This window comes from Bradyrhizobium sp. NBAIM14, from assembly GCF_020193895.1.
In the GTDB taxonomy this organism is placed as follows: domain Bacteria; phylum Pseudomonadota; class Alphaproteobacteria; order Rhizobiales; family Xanthobacteraceae; genus Bradyrhizobium; species Bradyrhizobium yuanmingense.
Map to the genome: position 1 here is coordinate 728,669 of NZ_JADYVQ010000001.1, position 18,172 is coordinate 746,840.

Genomic DNA, 18,172 nt, shown 5'->3' on the forward strand with positions numbered 1-18,172 from the left:
GTCTCGTCTACGTCTTCAGGTCGCCAAACCCGGCGACGATCTCTTGCACTTCGGGCGAGTAATCGGCCATCTCCTGCACCTGGCGGACCTCGATGATCTCGTTGGCTGAAGCGGGACATTTCTTGGCCCAGGCGATCGCCTCGGCGCGCGAGGCGACCTCGATCATCCAATAGCCGCCCAGGACTTCCTTGGCTTCCGCGAAGGGCCCGTCGGTGACGATGGGCTGGCCGGTCGCAAACGAGACGCGTGCCCCGGTCGACGGCGGGTGCAGCCCATCGAGCGTGATCAGCACGCCTGCGTCCTTCAGCGCCTCGTTGTAGCGCATCATCGCGGCGACGCGCTCGGGATCGAGCTGCAGCTCCGGCGGCGCGTTCTAAGACGAACGGCCTTCTGCCGGGCCGACAGCGGGACAGAAATTATTTCGAGGCCGCAGCGCAGCCGCGGCTGGCGCATTCTGGGCCACATTGGGCTCGATCGGCTCGGCGAGGCCTTTCATGCCGGAACGAAAGCGCAGTAAAAGGAACCGGCGCTTCGCGCGCTGCTCCCGGACACAGGACAGATCAGCCAATGCCGCAAGCCCCGCAAAAAGTCGCCCTCGTCACCGGTGCCGCCCGCGGCATCGGGCTTGCGACCGCGAAGAAATTCTTGGCCGAGGGCTGGCGCGTGGCCCTGCTCGACATCGAGCACGAACTGCTCGGCCGCGCGGTCGCGGACATCGGCCAGAGCGAGGCGACGCTGGCGCTGACCTGCGATGTCGCCGACGCGGCCGCAGTCAGCACCGCAATGACGACGATCGAGCGGCGGTTCGGCCGGCTGGACGCGCTGGTCAACAATGCCGGCATCGCGGTGTTCGCGCCGCTGATGGAGACGTCGGGTGCCGACTGGCGCCGCGTGCTCGAGGTCAACCTCACCGGACCGTTCCTCTGCACCAAGGCCGCGGTGCCCCTGATGCGCGACGGTGGTGGCGGCGCCATCGTCAACATCACCTCGATCTCAGCCGTGCGCGCTTCGACACTGCGCTCGGCCTACGGCACCAGCAAAGCAGGCCTTGCACACCTTACCAAGCAGCTCGCGGTCGAGCTCGCCTCCCTCAACATCCGCGTCAACGCGGTCGCACCGGGGCCGGTCGACACCGCGATGGCGAAGCAGGTGCACACCAAGGAGATCCGCGCCGACTATCACGACGCCATTCCGCTCAACCGCTACGGCCTGGAAGAGGAACTCGCGGAAGCGATCTATTTCCTGTGCTCGGGCCGCGCGAGCTACATCACCGGCCAAATTTTGGCCGTGGACGGCGGCTTCGATGCGGCGGGCATCGGCCTGCCGACGCTGCGCGGGCAAAGGCGCAACGGGTAGGCGCAGGATTTGTAGGGTGGGCAAAGGCGCAACGCGCCGATCCCAAATTTGCGGTGCGGATGGTGGGCACGCTACGCTTTGCCCACCCTACGAAAGCGAGTTGGTGGAGAGTTCATGCAACGCATCACCTTCCTCAAAGCTCTGATGCTTGCATCCGCGCTGCTCGCCGCCGCGCCCGCAGCGGCCGAGATCCGCATCATCCAGTCTCCGGGCGGACAGGTCGGGCCGTTCCTCGATCTGTTCGAAAAGGTCCGCGACAGTGGCGAGCGCGTGGTGATCGACGGTCCCTGCCTGTCCGCCTGCACGCTGGTGCTGAGCATCGTGCCGGGCGAGCGCATCTGCGTCACCAAGCGCGCCGTGCTCGGCTTCCATGCCGCACGCTCGGTTGACCGGCGCGGCCGCTTCTATGCCGAGCCGGAAGCATCGGTCGCGGTGCTTGCCGCCTATCCCGGTCCGGTGCGCGACTGGATCAGCCGACGTGGCGGTCTGACCTCGCGGCTGCTGCTGTTGAAGGGGCGCGATCTCGCCGCGATCTATCCGCGTTGCCGCTGATACAGCCGGCAGCCGCCAACCGCTTTCAAAACAGCGTCTGGATCACTGGCGCCAGCTTCGCGCTGGCGCAAATGAGCATTCCCCAAAGAGCAAAGTTGATCTGTAGCGCCGCCGCCATCGGTCGCTCCCCTTGCAAGTGACGTCCATCCCAGTTTGTAGCTTTTATGACTCACCAATAACGATTCTGACGTGCAGAGCACAGCCCAATCTTGCGCCAATTGTTGTGCGATGCAGCTCGCTTCACGAAGCGGCCTCACTGCGTCCGCAAAGTGATGCGAAAGCACGACTCATATTCGGCCATGCCGGCAAGTTTGTTTTGCCTTGAGTTCCATTGAACCGACGATGCGCGTGTCTCACGCAGATTCTGCGCGCCGATTGTGGAGGCAAAAGCCCGGCATGATTCGACACGGCTTGATCGTGCTCACTTTTTGCACAGCGCTGATCGGATGCGCAGAGGCGCCAGCGCAGGAACGCCGCGCCATTGCATGGGATGGCCTCGGCAAGGATCCGAACCGTCCGCATGTGGCCAAGCGGCGCGTCACGACCGGCGCGCCGGCTGCAAGTGATCCCAATCAGGAGCGCGAAAAAGTGCTCGGCACATTGCGCCCCTATTCCGAGGCGTGGTGGGCGGTCCAGGACGAGATACAGGCGGAGAACGACAGGAAGCTGGGCGCCAAGCTCGTGATCTGTCCTCGCTGCGTGGAATCGTCGCCCGAGGACGTCACCGGATCAATCCGGTGAAAGGACAACGGCTGATCGGCGCCTGACGTAACGAAACGTACGTCCCCTCTCCCGCAGCATTGGAGAGAGGGGATCGCAACGCGACGGTCGCGCCCAAAGCGCGATGCGATAGGATAAATCGTCATCGCGCTTTAGGTTGTTGTTTGAGCATGATCTTTTCGGAAAACCGCTTCACACTTTTCCGGATCATGCTCCTATCACATGCCCTCGGCCGGGCAATTCACCATCCAGGGAATGCCGAACTTGTCGACACACATGCCGAAGCCCTTGGCCCAGAACGTCTTGCTGAAGGGCATGGTGACGCTGCCGCCGTCGGCAAGCGCGTTGAACTTGCGCTCACCATCTGCGGGGTCCTTGACCGTAAGCGAGATTGCAAAGCCCTGCGGCTTCTGGAAATGCTCGGCCGGCGAGTCGGAGGCCATCAATACCGTGCCGTCCGGCAGTGACATCCGCGCATGCATGATCATCTTCTCGCGCCCGGGCGTAGCCGGCACCTCCGGCGGCGCATCCGATGCGCGCATCATCGCGTCGATCTTGCCGCCGAGAACCTTGGCGTAATAGTTGAACGCTGCTTCGCAATTGTCCTGGTAGAACAGATAGGGATTGAGCATCGTTTCTCTCCTCTTCGTTTGCAGTGAGGCTTATTGCTTCTCGGTGAGCTTCTTCAGGCCGGCGAGGCCGGTCTCGAAATCCTTGCCGATCATACTGTCCATGTTGAAGAACACCTGCATCAGCTTGGACAGGAACGGGGCCGGACCGTACATTACCCATGTGACGAGTGTGGCATCGCCTTGCGGCACAAAGGTGAACTCGGCGGTGTTGTGGCCTTCGAACGGCCGCTCGAAATCAAGCTTGATGCGGAGCTTGGAGGGGCCGTTCGCCTCCAGGATCTCCATATGGCCGGCGCCGACCTTGTTGTTGCCCTCCCAGGCATAGGTCGCACCCTTCCCTGCCGGGGTTCCGCCGAACGTCCGCTTCATGGCGGGATCGCGGGTCTCATACGGCGACCAGGCGGTCCAGCGATGGAAAACGGCAACCAGCGGATAGATCACAGCGGCCGGTGCCTTGACGGCGAGCGAGCGTTCCACACGGAACGTGTCGGGTTTCGTCAGGGCGAAGACGAGGACCGCGGCAAGGCCGGCGGCGAGAACGATGGCGATGACGGCAATGGCTTTCAGCATGGATGGCTCTCCGTGGATACGGAGCCTAGGACGAACGGGGGAGGCCCCGGCCCGACAATGGGACAGAAATTCTTTGGCGCACTGCGCACCCCACGTCATGGCGTGGAAACAGACGGGCCTACTTCGCCTTGGCGCTTTCCTTTGCCTTCGGCTGGCTGTCCCGGATCAGGCGATCGAGATGCATGCGGATGTGGGCGGCTTCGGCCGAGGTGTTGGCGAGCGCGATGGCGCGGTCGAAGGCGATTCGGGCTTCGTCGTTGCGGCCGAGCTGCATCAGGAAGGCGCCGCGCACGCCGTAGAAATGGAAATAATTGGCGAGCTTCGGCGCCAGCGGCTCGATCAGCTCGAGCGCGGCCTGCGGCCCGCGCACCTTGGAGACCGCGACCGCCCGGTTGAGCGTCACCACCGGCGAGGGCTGCACCACTTCGAGCGCGCCGTAGAGCAGGTCGATCTCCGTCCAGTCGGTCTCCTCCGGCGTCGCCGCGCGCGCATGCAGGGCGGCGATCGCGGCCTGAATCTGGTAGGGCCCGCTGCGGCGGTGGCGCATCGCCTTGTCGATCAGCGCGAGGCCCTCCGCGATCATGGTGCCGTTCCACAAGGAACGATCCTGATCGTCCAGCAGGACCAGCGAGCCGTCCGCGGCAAAGCGCGCCGCGCTGCGCGCGTGCTGCAACAGGATCAGCGCGGTCAGGCCCATGATCTCCGGCTCGCTCGGAAACAGCCGCAGCAGCAGCCGCGCCAGCCGGATCGCCTCCTCGCACAGCGGCTTCCTGATCTCCGCGGTGTCACCGCTCGCCGAATAGCCTTCATTGAAGATCAGGTAGATCATCGCCGCGACGCCGGCGAGCCGTTCAGAGCGCTCGACCGCGCCCGGCGCCTCGAACGGCGTCCCGGCCTCGGCCACCTTTGCCTTGGCGCGCGTGATGCGCTGCTCCATCGCCGCTTCCGAGACCAGGAACGCGCGGGCGATCTGCTTCACCGTGAGGCCCGAGACGATGCGCAGCGCCAGCGCGATCTGCTGCGTCGCCGGCAGTCCTGGATGGCAGCAGATGAACATCAGCCGCAAGATGTCGTCGCGATAATGCGAGCCGTCGAGCCGCTCGGCCAGCTCGCCTTCGGCGTCGTCGAGATCGGAGATCGCCTGGTCGTCCTCAGGCAGCGGCTGCTGCCTGCGCGCGCGTCGCACTTCGTCGATCGCGACGTTGCGGCCGACCATGATCAGCCAGGCCGCGGGATCGCGCGGCGGCCCATTCTGCGGCCAGGTCTTGAGCGCGCGCAGGCAGGCGTTCTGAAACGCCTCCTCGGCGGTGTCGAGATCGCGGAAATAGCGCAACAGCGCGCCGACCGCCTGGGGTCGCGCCGAAGTCAGCGCAGTCTCGATCCAGGCGGTATCGGCCTCGCTCACGTCAGGTTTCCTCCGGGCCGGAATACGCCGACGGGACGCACCTCATAGGCGCCGCCGGGATTGGCGGCACCCAGCTCGCGTGCGACGTCGAGCGCGTCGTCGAGATTCTTGCAGTCGACGATGTAGAAGCCGAGCAGCTGCTCCTTGGTCTCGGCATAGGGGCCGTCGAGCACCAGCGGCGGATCCTCCTTGCGCAGCGTCGCCGCCGCGGTCGTCGGCAACAGCCGCGCCACCGGCCCGAGTCGACCCTGCCTGGTGAGCTTCTCCTGCACCACGGTGAGCTTCTTCATCACGGCCTCGTCCTGTTCCTTGCTCCAGGAGCCGACGAAATCCTCATCGTGATAGCAAAGAATGGCGTAAAGCATGGGCAGCACTTCCCTCGTCTGTTCTGAAGACGCGCCAATATGCCCCGCCCCGACAGCGCTGCGGAAAAAATTTGCAAGAAAAATCCGGCAGATCGTGCCAAGGAGGGCCTTCTTGCGCGGAACCTGAAGAGGCACTTCGAATGACCATGGGCACACTGGCCGTCCTGATCAACAGCACGCAGCAGAACTGGCTGCCGGAGCGCTGGAAGGCCCGCTTCGACGCGGTCTGCGGGGGACGCCGCGTGGTGCTGCTGCCGGACGCCGGGCTCGATCCGGCGGAGGTGCATTATGCGGCGGTGTGGAAGCCGGTGCCCGGCGATCTCGGTGCGTTCCCCAATCTGCGGGCGATCTTCAACCTTGGCGCCGGCGTTGACGCGCTAATGGCGGACAAGAGCCTGCCCGAGGTGCCGCTGGTGCGCGTCGCCGTGCCCGATCTCACCAATCGCATGACCGAATATGTCATGCTGCACGTGCTGATGCATCACCGCCAGGAGCTTTACCTGCGGCAATCGCAGCGCGAGAAGCGCTGGGAGCCCAGATATCAGTGGCCGGCCAGCGCGGTCACGGTCGGCGTCATGGGATTGGGCACGCTAGGCGCCGATGCGGCCGACGTGCTGCGGCGGCTCGGCTTCCGCGTCGCCGGCTGGAGCCGCAGCCCGCGCACGATCGAGGGCGTCGAATGCTTCCATGGCGCCGCCGGAATGGACGCGTTCCTGCGCAAGACCGATATCCTGGTCTGCCTGCTGCCGCTGACATCAGACACGCACGGCATCCTCAACCGCGAGGTCTTCGCCAAGCTCAATCGCACCAGCCCGCTCGGCGCGCCGGTGCTGATCAATGCCGGCCGCGGCGGCCTGCAGAACGAGGCCGATATTCTCGCCTGCCTCGACGACGGCACGCTCGGCGCCGCCTCGCTCGACGTCTTCGTGCAGGAGCCGCAGCCGAAGGACAGCCGGTTCTGGACCCACCCCAAGGTGGTGTTGACGCCGCACAATGCCGCCGACACCGACGCGGATGCGATCTCGGCCTATGTCGCCGAGCAGATCGCCCGGTTTGAGGCGGGCGGCGCGCTGGAGAACGTGGTGGATCGAACGCGGGGATATTGAAGCTTCGCTTCCAGCTTATCCTTTGGCGCCGATCATCACGTCGATCGCGCCCTTGACGATCGCCTCCAACTCCTTGCGCGGCACGCGGGCGCGGGAGCGGATGGCGATGGTGTGGATGGTGGCCGATGCGATCTGTGCCAGCGCGAACGGATCGGCGCTCTCCGGCAGCTCGCCTTTCTCCTTGGCGCGGCGGAAGCAACTGGCAAAGGCCTTGTCGAGCCCGGTGAGGCCGTCCAGCACCATGGCGCGGATCTCGGGATCGCCGACCGCCTCGGAGGCCGCGGTCACGACCGTGAAGCAACCGCGCGGTCCGGTGTCGCCGGACAGATAGATGTCCAGCGCGGCTGCGTAGATGCGCTCCAGCCGCTGGCGCAGCGGCATCTCCTCGCGGAAGATCGCGACCATCGCCGCGCCCGCCTCGTCGCGATAACGCTGGTAGCTCTTGATGTAGAGCTCGCGCTTGTCGCCGAAGGCGCCGTAGAGGCTCGGCCGATTCATGCCGGTGGCGGCGCTGAGATCGTCGAGCGAGGTGGCCGCGAAACCCTGCTTGCGGAACAGATCGAGCGCCTTGCCGAGCGCGACATCGGGCTCGTAGGCGCGCGGACGGCCGCGGCGCTTAGGCCCACCGCGACGCTCGGGCTCGCCGCGGCGTTCGGGCTGATTGGCAGCAGCTGGCGGCTTCGATTTTTGTACCATTCCGCAAGTTATTCCTTGACCTCACCCATATTATGCAAGATGGTACAAAAATCAATCTGGCCAGGTTGAGCGACACCCACAGAGGAATTGCCCAAGGAGGCTACAGATGGATCTCTATTTCTCGCCGCTTGCCTGCTCGATGGCGACACGCGTCGCGCTGTATGAAGCCGGCGCCGAGGCGAACTACCTCGAAGTCGATCCGCCGACCAAGAAGGTCTTGAGCGACGGCTCCGACTTCCGCACCGTGAATCCGATCGGCCTCGTGCCGACGCTGCGCACCGAGGACGGCATGGTGCTGACCGAGAACGCTGCGATCCTGCAATATGTCGCGGATCGTTTCCCGCAAGCCGGCCTCGGCGCGAGCGCCGGCATCGAGCGCACGCGGCTGCATCAATGGCTCTGCTTCATCGGCACCGAGCTGCACAAGGGCCTCTTCATCCCCATGCTCGACCGCAAGGCGCCGCAGGAAGCCAAGGCCTATGCCCTGGAAAAGAACCTGTCGCGGCTCGACTATCTCGACAATTACCTGAAAGGACGCGAGTTCCTGCTCGACCATTTCAGCGTGGCCGATGCCTATCTCGTCACGGTCATCAACTGGACCATGGCGACGCCGCCGATCGAGCTTGCGAAATGGCCGAACCTGAAGGCGTATCACGAACGGCTGCGTCAGCGACCTTCGATTGCCAAGGCGATCGCGGAGGAGTTCGAGCTGTACAAGGCCGAGCTCGCGCGGAAGAAGGCCGCGGCCTGAGGCCGCACGCGAGCTCCGTAATCGCGCGGCAGCGCGCTATCTCGGCGCCTGCAGCGCGATTCCGTAGCGGCGGTAGATCCGGTCGATCGTGCCGTCGCTGCGCAGCCGCGCCACGGCTGCGTCGATGGCTTCGCGCAACGCATCGTCCGGGCGGACCATGCCGACGCCGACGTTCCAGTTCAGATCGGCCGTGCTCTCATCGCGATCGAGGATCCGGAGCGGATTGTCCGGATGGGTCAGATTGAAATAGCTCGCCGCAGTGGGCGTCACCGCGGCGGCGTCGATCTCGCGGTTCAACACAGCCTCCAGGCTGTCGCTCTCGAAGCCGAAGGTCGAGATCGGCACCCGCCGCCGGCCGATGATCATGGCTGCGATCGATCCAACCTGCACGCCCACCTTGGTCGATTCGTTGAGGCTGGCGAAGGACGTGAGCGTGCTGGATGACGGCACGGCGAGCGCGACGCCTGTGCGATAATACGGTTTGGAGATTCTCAGGCGGGTTTCGCCTTGCGCTTCGCGATCGGCGATGACGTCCAGAAGGATGTCGCAGCCGGCGCTGCGCATCTGGTACTGCGTGATGATCCAATCGAGCCTCAGCGAGACACCGAGCTCGCGTGCCAGCACCCGACCGAGCTCGACCTGGAAGCCGGGCGGATCGCCGGTCTTGTGCGCGAAGGGAAGCGAATTGGGATGTGCGCAGAGCCCGATCACGCCGCTGGAGCGGATCGCCTCCAGGGGGCGCGCCGCCGCCTGCCCGGACAGAGCGATGGCGGCAGCGACGATGACCGGGGCAAATGTCTTCATTCCACACTCTATGCTAGTCAGCCGTCGCGCGGTTTCAGCGCGCGGATGTACTTGACCATCTGATCGATCTGGGCGTCGGTGAAGGCGCCGTCAAAGGCCGGCATCGCTCCTTGCTTGCCGAGCTTGATGCGACTGCGGATATAGTCGTCGTCGCGCGGCGAATTCATCAGTTGCGGCCCCTTCCCAGCGGCCCGGCCACCGTCGGAGTGACAGAAGCCGCAAGTCCCCGCAAACACCTGCTCGACCTCGAACGCCGCGTTCTCCGGCGCGGGTGTGGCGGATTGGGCCTGGGCCATCGCAGCCCACAGCAACGAGGCGCCCAGCCCCGCCAAAATCGTCTTGCAAGACAGTCTCAACAGCTACGCTCCATTCCTGAGCCACGCGGCCGCGACATCGATCGAGGAGCGGGCTTGCGCCCGCTCCAGGATCGGAACATCTGCGGCAGACTATTTCAGGCTGAAGACGACCAGGGCGCCGTCGTCACGCGGCATGCTCTTGTAGACGCCGCCGAAGTTCGGCGCATATTCGTCCGCCAGCATCCCGCCGAAGCCCGCCGTCACCGCGATATATTGCTTGCCGCCGACGGAGTAGCTGACGATGCCGCCCTGATGGCCGGTGCCGTTGTTGTGCCTCCATAGCTCGGCGCCAGTTTCGGCATCATAGGCGTGCAGCACGCCACGCGAATCAGGCACGAAGACGAGGTTGCCTGCGGTCGACAGCACGCTTCCGAGCGGAGGCTCGGGATAGCGAACCTCCCATTTCTTCGCGCCCGTGATGGGATCGCGCGCGTCGAGATGTCCGTAGATCTCGCCACCCGGAGGAGGCACCATCTTGAAATCGGCACCGATGTTGAGCTGGACCTGCGGCGTGGTGACCGGCGTCGTCTTCTGGATATCCAGCGTCATGCACCATTCCTGTCCGATCTTGTAATAGAGACCGGTCTTGGGGCTGTAGGAGCCGGCGTTCCAGCTGATGCCGCCGCCGATGAACGGACACAGCGGCGGTTCGGTGACCTTGCCGACCGGGAAATCGCGACGGCCGATCAGGGCGCCGGTCTTGGGATCGATGTCCTTGACGAAGTTGATGTTCTCGACCAGCCGCCAGACGTTCTTCACTTTGAGATTGCGGTCGTAGACGAAGACAAAGCCGCCCTTGTTCGGATGGACGACGTATTTCTGACCGTCACGCTCGAGCATCACGAATTCGCCGACCGAGCTGTCGAAGTCCCAGGCATCGTGCGGCAGTTCCTGATGGTAGAATTTCAGCTTGCCGGTATCGATGTCGAGCCCGATCACCGAGCTCGTATAGAGGTTATCGCCGGGACGCGCCCCCTGGGTCTTGTAGTCCGGACCCGACCAATCGTAGAGCGGCGCCGGATTCGCAGTGCCCCACAGGACAGTGTTGGTCTCGGAATCGTAGGTGCCCGGCATCCAGCCGCCACCACCGCCGGTGCGCCAGGACTCGTTGCCCCAGGTCTTCATCGCCTCTTCGGTGCCTGCGACCGTGAGGAACTCCCACTTCTTCTTTCCGGTTGCGGCATCGAGCGCGAAGATCGGGCCGCGGCCCGGCCATTCGCCGCCTTGCGCGCCGATGATCACGCTGCCCTTGGCGTAGAGCGGCGCGCCGGTGAAGCCGACCGTCAGCTTCTGCGAGTCGATCAGCCTGGTCTCCCAGAGAACCTTTCCGGTCTTGGCGTCCAGCCCGAAGACACGACCGTCCATGGTGCCGACGAAGACCTTGCCTTCGCCGAGAGCGACGCCGCGGTTATAGGGCGAGTGGGTCTGGCGGCTGATCAGCGCTTCATCCAGCTCCGGAAAGAACGACCAGATCACCTCGCCGCTGGCGCCGTTCAGCGCGAAGACCCGGCTGTAAGAGCCCGAATAGTACAGCACGCCGTCGGCGACGAGCGGCATCGACTGCAGGCCGCGCGTCGATCGCCCGGGAATGTGCATCCATGCCACGCCCAGATTGCCGACATTGCTCGTATTGATCTGTGTAAGCGGGCTGTAGTGATGGGATTTGTACGAACCGTGATAGGTGAGCCAATCGTTCTGGCCGGCGGCCTCGATCCGGGCCGTATCCACGGACTGAGCCAATGCCGCCGTCGCTGCAAGTGTCGCAACGACAACGACAGCCAAGGCCGAGCTGAGCCACTGTTTCCTCATTTGCACTTCCTCCCGCTCTTGTGTTTGTTGATTGCGTCTCGTGAATGCGGCTTGCGAGGGGTATTTGCAGTTCAGTGTGCGTCGATCGTCCTCCATCGGACCGAATCGTCAACAGACGTCCCCTTCCTCGGCGCATCGCGCCGAGGAGCCACGTTCACCGGAGTGGTTGCTGTTGTACTTCTGCTTGCCGTCACACTGTACGACGGATCACAGGGCCTGCAAATATGGAATGCGCGCCGAAGTCGCTTCGATGCAGGGGGACTTGAAACGGCAGCGGCGCTGACCGTTTTGCTTTCGATCCGCCGATCCCGGAACAAGTTGTCTTATCCGTAAAGCACCTTCGGCAGAATCGTGACGATGCCCGGCCACAGCGTCAGCAGCAGCACGAACCCGATCATGATCATGAGGTACGGCATCGTGACGCGGGCGATATAGCCGAGACCGTCGTCGGTCAGCCCCTGGATCACGAACAGGTTGAAGCCGACGGGCGGCGTGATCTGCGCCATCTCCACGGCGAGCACAAGGAAGACGCCGAACCAGACCTCGTCGAAGCCGGCACCCTTCACGATCGGCAGCACGATCGGCAGCGTCATCACGATCATCGAGAAGCCGTCGAGGAAACAGCCGAGCACGAGATAGAAGACGATCAGCGCCACGATCAGCATGAAGGGCGACAGGCCGAGGCTCTTGACGAACGCGGCCACCGCCTGCGGGATGCCGAGGAAGGCCGCGGCATTGCCGAGGATCGAGGCTCCCAGCACGATCAGCGCGATCATCGAACAGGTGACGACCGAGCCGATCAAGACGTCGCGGATCACCTGCTGCGACATTGCGCCTTGCACCCAGGCAACCAGGGCCGCGCCGAGCACGCCGACCGCGGCAGCTTCGGAGGGCGTTGCGAGCCCGCCATACATCGAGCCGAGCACGCATGCGATCAGGAACAGCGCCGGCGCGAGATCCTTCAGTGCTGCAAAGCGCTCGCTCCACGGCACCTGCGAGAGCTTGGCTTCGGTCTCGGGCACCATCGCGGGTTTGAGGGTGGTGTGCAGCATCACCCAGGCCATGAACGTCGCGGCCAGCAGGAAGCCCGGCAGCACGCCGGCGGTGAACAGCTTCAGGATCGAGACGTCGCCGAGCACGCCGTAGATGATCATGATGTTGGAGGGCGGGATCAGGAAGCCCAGCGTGCCGGCGCCGGCGAGCGAGCCGATCGCGATGTCACGGGAATAACCTCGGCGCGTGAGCTCGCTGAGCGACATGCGGCCGATCACCTGCGTCGTCGCGGCCGACGAGCCCGAGATCGCCGCGAAGATGGTGCAGCCGATCACGTTGACATGCAGCAGGCGGCCGGGCAGCAGCCCGGCCCACGGTGCCAGTCCCTGAAACAGCGAGCGCGACAGGCGGGTGCGGAAAAGCAACTCGCCCATCAGAATGAACAGCGGCAGCGCCAGCAGCTCCTGCGTGGTCAGGATGTTCCAGGCGTATTGCGGCAGCAGTTTTTCAAGCGGGATCGAGCGGAACATCGCGAGCAGCAGCGTCGCGGTCAGCGCAAGCGTGAGGCCGATCCAGACGCCGCAAGCCAGCAGCACAAACAGGATCGCGAACAGGGCGACGACTTCGACGGTCATGCGAACTTGGATCCGGATGCGGGCAAGGCGGTCATTCGACGGGCGAGGCCTTCATGCGATGGTCCTCCAGCGGCAGGCCGAGCGCGGCCTGGATCGCACGCGCGAGGAACTGCAGCGTCAGCAGCAACATGCCGAAGGTGACGATCGCTTGCGGAAACCACAGCGGCGTGTCGCTCGAGGTCGAGACCTGGCCGCGCACGAAGGCGCTCCAGGCGAATTTCGCCATGGCCATGGTCAGGAACGCCATGAAGGCGAAGCCGGCCGCCGCCGAGAGGATCTCGAGCGCGCGCTGCACCGGCACGGGTGCGTTCTTCAGGAGCAGCACGACGCGGATGTGGCCGCCGACGCGCAGCGTCATGGCGGCGCCGAAAGTGAAGGCCGCCGCCATCAGATAGGAGGAATATTCCCACGCGATCGAGATGGTCGGCGGGAAGAACGGCAGGAAGTTCGAGAGGAAGCGGGTTGCGACCTCGCACAGCATCAACAGCGTCAGCATCAGGAGACAGAAGCCGCCGATCCAGCCGTCGAGCCGGCCGAGGCGATCGATGGCGTCGAGGACGATGCGCAGCGGCGCGGGCGCCGCTGCGTTGAGGCTTTGCGATGCTTCGGGCGAAAGGCTCACCACGTCTCGCCCTCAGCCGCGCTTGATTTCGGCGAGATAGGCCCGCACCGGCTTGTCCGCCGCCGGCACGCGCTTGAGGAAGGCGTCCAACTGCGGCGCGGTCTTGGCCCGGATGTCCTTCATCATGGCGTCCGAGACCGGCACCACCTCCATGCCGCCCTCCTTGAGGCGGTTGAGGCTGTCGACATCGGCCTTGAGCGAATTGGCCCAGAAGCCGGGCTCCATCTTCGCCGCGATGTCAGCGACCAGCTTCTGTTGATCGGCGCCGAGCGCCTTCCAGGCATCGAGATTGACGGTGAGCATCTGCGACGACCAGACATGGTTGGTCGGGTAGACGTATTTCAGGAACTCCCAGAACTTGCCGTCGACGCCGGACACCGACGAGGTGGAGACCCCGGCCACCGCGCCGGAGGCGAGTGCGGGGATCGTTTCGCCCCAGGGGATCATCACCGCCGCCATACCGATGGCATTGAGCATCTCGACCGCATTCTTGTCGGGCACGCGGATCTTGATGTTCTTGAGGCCCTCGACCTCGGCGACCTTCGCCTTCAGATGCAGATATTGCGTCGGCCACGGCACGATGTAGAGGATCTTCTGGTTGTTGCGCGCAGCGATCTTCTCGTATTCAGGCCGCACATATTTGTGCAGCACCTTGAGCTCCTCCACGGAGCCGCAGAGGAAGGGGATGCTCTCGACGCCCATGAAGGGCTCGTCGCCGACCTGCTGGATGTTGAGGACGTCGGCGAGCGGCACCAGGCCGTCGCGCACGGCCCGCAAGTGCTCGGGCCCCTTGAAGCCGAGCTGGCCGCCGGCCTTCACGGTGATGGCGACCGCACCATTGCTCTGCTTCTTCACCTCCTCCGCAAACGCCATCGCGTTCTGGGTGTGGAAATTGCCGTCGGGCCAGACCGTCGACATATCCCAGCTCGTTGCCGCCCGTGCGCGAGTCGAGATGTGGCCGGCGGCGAGCAGCGTCGCTGCGCCCACAGTGAAGTTCCGTCGCGTAATCATTGCTCCCCTCCGTTTACCGAGCGCGTTGATGCATCAACGCGCGTACCCATAGACCTTGACTGCGTTCTCCGAAGACACGAGACCGCTTGCGACGTCGTCGTTGACGGCCGCGCGATCGCGCTCCCTGGGATCGCCGATGCCGGCACCGCCGGGCGTCAGCACGACCAGCCGGTCGTCCGGCGGCACCTGCTGAAAGCCCTTGCCGCGCAGCTTCTTGCCGGATTTGAGACCGACATAGCCGGCCTCGCCGTTCTGGCCGCCGTCCCGCCCGCGCGGCGGGTGGTCGATGCGGTCGAACGCGGCGAGGATGTCGAACGGCGCATCGACCCCGCTGCCGACTTCGATGATCTGGCCGAGGCCGCCGCGGGTGCGCCCTGCCCCGCCGGAATCCGGACGCAGCTCCTTGCGCCAGAAGATCAGCGGCGTCTGCGTCTCCGCGATCTCGACCGGCGTGCCGCGCACGCCGCTTGGGTAAGCGGTCGCCGACAGCCCGTCCTTGCCGAAGCGCGCACCGGTGCCGCCGTTGGAGGTGACTGCCATCGAGAACCCGTAATTGCCGCCGGCGCCGGAGCGGGTCTGGCCGCGCACGTTGAGATTCCACAGGCAGGAGGTGCCTTCGGCGGGCACGCGCTGGGGTATGATCTGGCGCAGGCAGCCGAACACGACGTCCGGCAGCATCTGGCCGATCACGTGGCGCGACGCCACGGGCGCCGGCTTTGGCGCATTGAGGATGGCACCAGCCGGCGCCGACACCGTCAGCGGCGAGAGCGAGCCGGCATTGTTCGGGATCTGCGAGGCGACGACGCAGCCGAGGCCGAACACGGTGTAGGCGGTGGTGTAGGACAGCGGCACGTTGATGCCGAACTTCGAGGCCGCCGAGGTGCCGTCGAAATCGACGTGGATGCCGGTATCCGAGATCGTCAGCGTCGCCGCCAGCGCCACCGGCGCATCATAGCCGTCGACCACCATGGTGTTGCGCCAGCTGCCCTTCGGCAGCTTGGCGATTTCGGCCAGCACCGCCTCGCGCGAGCGGTCGCAGATGTAGTCGCCGAGCTCGTCGAGCGTCTCGATGCCGAACTCGCTCATCATCTCGACCAGGCGCTCGCAGCCAACGTCGTTGCAGCCGGCGAGCGAATAGGTGTCGCCCTCGGTGTCGATCGGAAGCCGCGTATTGGTGCGGATCATCGCCATCAGCGTCTCGTTGACGACGCCCTGGTCGATCAGCTTCAGCATGGGGATGTAGAGCCCCTCCATGAACACGTCGGTGGCATCGGGCCCGAAGCCGATGCCGCCGATGTCCATGAGATGGCTGGTGCAGGAGAACAGTGCGACGACCTTGCCGTCCTTGAAGCAGGGCGTGGTGACGACGAAATCGTTGAGATGACCGGTCCCCATCCAGGGATCGTTGGTGATGTAGGCATCGCCCTGCTTCATCGTCTCGATCGGGAAGTGAGCGATGAAGTGCTTGACCGATTCCGCCATCGAGTTGACGTGGCCGGGTGTGCCGGTCACCGCCTGCGCCAGCATCCGCCCCCTGAGGTCGAACACGCCGGCCGAGAGGTCGCCGCATTCGCGCACGATCGGGCTGAAGGCGGTGCGCAAGAGCACCTGCGCCTGCTCCTCGACCACGGCGATCAGCCGGTGCCACATGATCTGAAGGTCGATCAGGCTCGCGCCATTTGCCTTGCTCATGATCAGGCCGCCTTTCGTTCCATGACGATGCTGCCGGCACCGTCGATATGGGCGTCGAAACTGGTGGAGACGAAGGTCGAGGTTTCGTCTTCCGCGATCACGGCGGGGCCTGCGATGGTCGCCCCTGGCGCCATGTCCTCGCGCCGATAGAGCGGGATCTCGATCACTTCGCCGGCCCGGCCGTCGAAGAATTTTCGGCTGCCGGACGCCTTGGCCGCGGGCTGGCGCGCCACGGAAGCGACGGCGGGCGGATTGCGCGCCTCCGTGGTCGCGAGCACCGACCAGCTCAACACCTCGATCGCCGCGCCCGGGATCGGTCGCTCGAACATCGCCGAATAGTCGGCCTCGAACTTTTGCCGCAGGTCAGCGAGATCGGCCGTCGTCAGCGGACGGTTCGGCAGCTCGACGGTGATCTCGTGGCCCTGGCCGACATAGCGCATGAAAGCCGCGCGGCGCTCGCGCAGCGGCGCGCCGGCCGCGCCCGGCTCGACCAGCGCGCGCGCTTCGGTCACCATGTCCTGAAGCAAGTCAGAGACCGCCTCGGTATCGAAATCATCGAGCCGGACGTGACGGCTGCGCACCAATTCATACGCGATGGGAGCCGCCAGAAATCCGACCGCCGAGCCGACGCCGGCGTTCGAGGGCACGATCACGCGGGAGACGCCGATCTTCTCGGCAACGCGCGCCGCATGCAGCGGCGCGGCGCCGCCGAAGGCGATCAGCGTGTGCTGGCCGACCACCGCGCCACGCTCGACAGCGTGCACGCGCGCCGCGCTCGCCATGTTCTCGCAGACCACCTCGTGCACGGCATAAGCCGCTGTTTCCGCCGACAGGCCGAGCGGCGCACCGACATCGCGCAGCAGCGCCTGTTTCGACAGCTCCGGATCGAGCTTGATCGTGCCGGCCGCAAAGGCGTCAGGATCGATCATGCCGAGCGCAACGTCGGCATCCGTCACCGCGGGGCGCTGACCGCCGCGGCCATAGCAGGCCGGTCCCGGCTCCGACGAGGCGCTCTCCGGGCCGACGGTGACGCGCTTCATCGCGTCGACATGGGCGATCGAACCGCCGCCGGCGCCGATCTCGACCATCTCGATCACGGGGATGCGCACCGGCAGGCCGGAGCCCTTGAGGAAGCGCGCGGCGCGATCGACCTCGAACACGCGCGAGGTCTCGGGCTGGTATTTCTCGATCAGGCAGATTTTTGCGGTGGTGCCGCCCATGTCAAAAGAGAGCACCTTGCTCTCGCCAAGGCGCGCCGCGATCTGCGCCGCGAAGATCGCGCCGCCCGCAGGACCGGATTCGACGAGACGCACTGGAAAGCGCCGCGCCGTCTCGATCGAGGTGACGCCGCCGCCTGAGGTGACGAGGTAGATCGCGCCGCGGAACTGCTCGACCTGCAGGGCGTCGGCCATGCGGGCGAGATAACCGTCGATCAGGGGTTGCACATAGGCGTTCGCGACCGCAGTCGATGTGCGCTCATACTCGCGAATTTCGGGACAGACGGCGGAAGACAATGTGACGGAGATGCCGGGCATCTCCTCGGCCATGATCGCCGCTGCGCGTCGCTCGTGCTCGGGATTGGCGTAGGAGTGCAGGAAGGCGACCGCGACGCTCTCGACGCCGAGTTCACGCAATTTCGGCGCGAGCGCGCGCACGGCCGTCTCGTCGAGCGGGAGGCGGACGGCGCCGTGGGCGTCGATGCGCTCGGGCACGGTGAAGCGGAGGCCGCGCGGCGCCAGCGGCTTCGGCTTGTCGATGCTGAGATCGTACTGGTCGTAGCGGCTCTCGGTGCCGATATCGAGCACGTCGCGGAAGCCCTCGGTCGCGATCAGCGCCGTCTTGGCGCCGCGCCGCTCGATGATAGCGTTGGTCGCAAGCGTCGTGCCGTGGATGAAGACGTCGATATCGCTGATATGCGCGCGTGCATCGGCAAGAATGAGCCGCATGCCGTCCAGCACCGCCTGCTCGGGCCGCTGCGGCGTCGTCAGCACCTTGCGGGTTTTGCGGTCTTGTCCCACGTCCAGCACGATGTCGGTGAACGTGCCACCGATATCAACGGCAAGCCGCACCTCGGCTCCCTCGAGCATTCCAATTTCT

Annotated in this window: 19 protein-coding genes; 5 read left to right on the top strand and 14 right to left on the bottom strand. The window is 65.2% G+C overall.

Going from position 1 to position 18,172, the window contains the following annotated elements; genetic code table 11:
• Nucleotides 1-7: 7 nt before the first annotated feature.
• Complete coding sequence (locus tag I6F28_RS03380; RefSeq protein WP_225139457.1) at nucleotides 8-358, bottom strand: YciI family protein; 351 nt, start codon at nucleotides 356-358, stop codon at nucleotides 8-10.
• Nucleotides 359-567: 209 nt separating this feature from the next.
• On the opposite strand from I6F28_RS03380, the gene I6F28_RS03385 reads away from it, so the two are divergent.
• The 3 genes from I6F28_RS03385 to I6F28_RS03395 all read left to right on the top strand — a co-directional run bounded on the left by I6F28_RS03385 (nucleotide 568) and on the right by I6F28_RS03395 (nucleotide 2,649).
• The gene (locus I6F28_RS03385; RefSeq protein WP_225139266.1) at nucleotides 568-1,356 is read left to right on the top strand and encodes an SDR family NAD(P)-dependent oxidoreductase; all 789 of its coding nucleotides are present in this window, start codon (nucleotides 568-570) and stop codon (nucleotides 1,354-1,356) included.
• 114 nt (nucleotides 1,357-1,470) lie between these two features.
• Entirely contained in the window at nucleotides 1,471-1,908 is a 438-nt protein-coding gene (locus I6F28_RS03390; protein ID WP_035998510.1) for a hypothetical protein, read from the top strand.
• A gap of 396 nt (nucleotides 1,909-2,304) precedes the next feature.
• Nucleotides 2,305-2,649 carry a hypothetical protein gene (locus I6F28_RS03395; protein WP_035998508.1) on the top strand — a complete coding sequence of 115 codons (345 nt, stop codon included), beginning with the start codon at nucleotides 2,305-2,307 and terminating at the stop codon, nucleotides 2,647-2,649.
• A 197-nt stretch (nucleotides 2,650-2,846) separates the two neighbouring features.
• Here the strand turns inward: I6F28_RS03395 and I6F28_RS03400 are convergent, their stop codons facing one another.
• The 4 genes from I6F28_RS03400 to I6F28_RS03415 all read right to left on the bottom strand — a co-directional run bounded on the left by I6F28_RS03400 (nucleotide 2,847) and on the right by I6F28_RS03415 (nucleotide 5,600).
• On the bottom strand, nucleotides 2,847-3,260 hold the full coding sequence (locus I6F28_RS03400) for a VOC family protein (protein ID WP_035998505.1): 414 nt from the start codon (nucleotides 3,258-3,260) through the stop codon (nucleotides 2,847-2,849).
• A gap of 30 nt (nucleotides 3,261-3,290) precedes the next feature.
• Nucleotides 3,291-3,830, bottom strand: a complete 540-nt coding sequence (gene kdpF / locus I6F28_RS03405) for a K(+)-transporting ATPase subunit F (RefSeq protein ID WP_225139267.1) — start codon at nucleotides 3,828-3,830, stop codon at nucleotides 3,291-3,293.
• Between the two features lie 118 nt (nucleotides 3,831-3,948).
• A complete protein-coding gene (locus I6F28_RS03410; RefSeq protein WP_225139268.1) occupies nucleotides 3,949-5,235 on the bottom strand; it encodes an RNA polymerase sigma factor in 1,287 nt (428 codons plus the stop codon).
• Complete coding sequence (locus I6F28_RS03415; RefSeq protein ID WP_035998498.1) at nucleotides 5,232-5,600, bottom strand: YciI family protein; 369 nt, start codon at nucleotides 5,598-5,600, stop codon at nucleotides 5,232-5,234. Before I6F28_RS03415 ends, I6F28_RS03410 begins: the two co-directional genes overlap by 4 nt.
• Nucleotides 5,601-5,740: 140 nt before the next feature.
• On the opposite strand from I6F28_RS03415, the gene I6F28_RS03420 reads away from it, so the two are divergent.
• On the top strand, nucleotides 5,741-6,706 hold the full coding sequence (locus I6F28_RS03420; RefSeq protein WP_225139269.1) for a 2-hydroxyacid dehydrogenase: 966 nt from the start codon (nucleotides 5,741-5,743) through the stop codon (nucleotides 6,704-6,706).
• Nucleotides 6,707-6,721: 15 nt separating this feature from the next.
• Here I6F28_RS03420 and I6F28_RS03425 read toward each other — a convergent pair whose 3' ends face one another.
• On the bottom strand, nucleotides 6,722-7,402 hold the full coding sequence (locus I6F28_RS03425) for a TetR/AcrR family transcriptional regulator (protein ID WP_225139270.1): 681 nt from the start codon (nucleotides 7,400-7,402) through the stop codon (nucleotides 6,722-6,724).
• A 106-nt stretch (nucleotides 7,403-7,508) separates the two neighbouring features.
• On the opposite strand from I6F28_RS03425, the gene I6F28_RS03430 reads away from it, so the two are divergent.
• Nucleotides 7,509-8,153 (top strand): glutathione binding-like protein, encoded by a 645-nt coding sequence (locus I6F28_RS03430; protein WP_225139271.1) that lies wholly within the window; start codon nucleotides 7,509-7,511, stop codon nucleotides 8,151-8,153.
• 36 nt (nucleotides 8,154-8,189) lie between these two features.
• On the opposite strand, the gene I6F28_RS03435 is transcribed toward I6F28_RS03430, so the two are convergent.
• From I6F28_RS03435 to I6F28_RS03470, 8 genes are all read right to left on the bottom strand, one after another.
• On the bottom strand, nucleotides 8,190-8,957 hold the full coding sequence (locus tag I6F28_RS03435) for a substrate-binding periplasmic protein (protein ID WP_225139272.1): 768 nt from the start codon (nucleotides 8,955-8,957) through the stop codon (nucleotides 8,190-8,192).
• Between the two features lie 17 nt (nucleotides 8,958-8,974).
• Nucleotides 8,975-9,289 (bottom strand): c-type cytochrome, encoded by a 315-nt coding sequence (locus I6F28_RS03440; RefSeq protein ID WP_225112963.1) that lies wholly within the window; start codon nucleotides 9,287-9,289, stop codon nucleotides 8,975-8,977.
• A gap of 114 nt (nucleotides 9,290-9,403) precedes the next feature.
• The gene (locus tag I6F28_RS03445) at nucleotides 9,404-11,122 is read right to left on the bottom strand and encodes a pyrroloquinoline quinone-dependent dehydrogenase (RefSeq protein ID WP_035998486.1); all 1,719 of its coding nucleotides are present in this window, start codon (nucleotides 11,120-11,122) and stop codon (nucleotides 9,404-9,406) included.
• Nucleotides 11,123-11,445: 323 nt separating this feature from the next.
• Entirely contained in the window at nucleotides 11,446-12,750 is a 1,305-nt protein-coding gene (locus tag I6F28_RS03450; RefSeq protein WP_225126333.1) for a TRAP transporter large permease, read from the bottom strand.
• 31 nt (nucleotides 12,751-12,781) lie between these two features.
• Nucleotides 12,782-13,375, bottom strand: coding sequence for a TRAP transporter small permease subunit (locus tag I6F28_RS03455; RefSeq protein ID WP_225126335.1), 594 nt, complete (start codon nucleotides 13,373-13,375; stop codon nucleotides 12,782-12,784).
• 9 nt (nucleotides 13,376-13,384) lie between these two features.
• Nucleotides 13,385-14,383, bottom strand: coding sequence for a TRAP transporter substrate-binding protein (locus I6F28_RS03460; RefSeq protein ID WP_225126337.1), 999 nt, complete (start codon nucleotides 14,381-14,383; stop codon nucleotides 13,385-13,387).
• Between the two features lie 33 nt (nucleotides 14,384-14,416).
• Complete coding sequence (locus I6F28_RS03465; RefSeq protein WP_225139273.1) at nucleotides 14,417-16,075, bottom strand: hydantoinase B/oxoprolinase family protein; 1,659 nt, start codon at nucleotides 16,073-16,075, stop codon at nucleotides 14,417-14,419.
• Nucleotides 16,076-16,077: 2 nt separating this feature from the next.
• On the bottom strand, nucleotides 16,078-18,162 hold the full coding sequence (locus I6F28_RS03470; protein WP_225139274.1) for a hydantoinase/oxoprolinase family protein: 2,085 nt from the start codon (nucleotides 18,160-18,162) through the stop codon (nucleotides 16,078-16,080).
• Nucleotides 18,163-18,172 lie beyond the last annotated feature (10 nt).

Excerpts from the sequence above, each read along its gene's own strand:
- I6F28_RS03385 (WP_225139266.1), top strand. The coding sequence starts at position 568 with ATGCCGCAAGCCCCGCAAAAAGTCGCCCTCGTCACCGGTGCCGCCCGC.
- I6F28_RS03390 (WP_035998510.1), top strand. The coding sequence starts at position 1,471 with ATGCAACGCATCACCTTCCTCAAAGCTCTGATGCTTGCATCCGCGCTG.
- I6F28_RS03395 (WP_035998508.1), top strand. The coding sequence starts at position 2,305 with ATGATTCGACACGGCTTGATCGTGCTCACTTTTTGCACAGCGCTGATC.
- I6F28_RS03400 (WP_035998505.1), bottom strand. The coding sequence starts at position 3,260 with ATGCTCAATCCCTATCTGTTCTACCAGGACAATTGCGAAGCAGCGTTC.
- kdpF (WP_225139267.1), bottom strand. The coding sequence starts at position 3,830 with ATGCTGAAAGCCATTGCCGTCATCGCCATCGTTCTCGCCGCCGGCCTT.
- I6F28_RS03415 (WP_035998498.1), bottom strand. The coding sequence starts at position 5,600 with ATGCTTTACGCCATTCTTTGCTATCACGATGAGGATTTCGTCGGCTCC.
- I6F28_RS03420 (WP_225139269.1), top strand. The coding sequence starts at position 5,741 with ATGACCATGGGCACACTGGCCGTCCTGATCAACAGCACGCAGCAGAAC.
- I6F28_RS03425 (WP_225139270.1), bottom strand. The coding sequence starts at position 7,402 with ATGGTACAAAAATCGAAGCCGCCAGCTGCTGCCAATCAGCCCGAACGC.
- I6F28_RS03430 (WP_225139271.1), top strand. The coding sequence starts at position 7,509 with ATGGATCTCTATTTCTCGCCGCTTGCCTGCTCGATGGCGACACGCGTC.
- I6F28_RS03435 (WP_225139272.1), bottom strand. The coding sequence starts at position 8,957 with ATGAAGACATTTGCCCCGGTCATCGTCGCTGCCGCCATCGCTCTGTCC.
- I6F28_RS03445 (WP_035998486.1), bottom strand. The coding sequence starts at position 11,122 with ATGAGGAAACAGTGGCTCAGCTCGGCCTTGGCTGTCGTTGTCGTTGCG.
- I6F28_RS03450 (WP_225126333.1), bottom strand. The coding sequence starts at position 12,750 with ATGACCGTCGAAGTCGTCGCCCTGTTCGCGATCCTGTTTGTGCTGCTG.
- I6F28_RS03460 (WP_225126337.1), bottom strand. The coding sequence starts at position 14,383 with ATGATTACGCGACGGAACTTCACTGTGGGCGCAGCGACGCTGCTCGCC.
- I6F28_RS03465 (WP_225139273.1), bottom strand. The coding sequence starts at position 16,075 with ATGAGCAAGGCAAATGGCGCGAGCCTGATCGACCTTCAGATCATGTGG.
- I6F28_RS03470 (WP_225139274.1), bottom strand. The coding sequence starts at position 18,162 with ATGCTCGAGGGAGCCGAGGTGCGGCTTGCCGTTGATATCGGTGGCACG.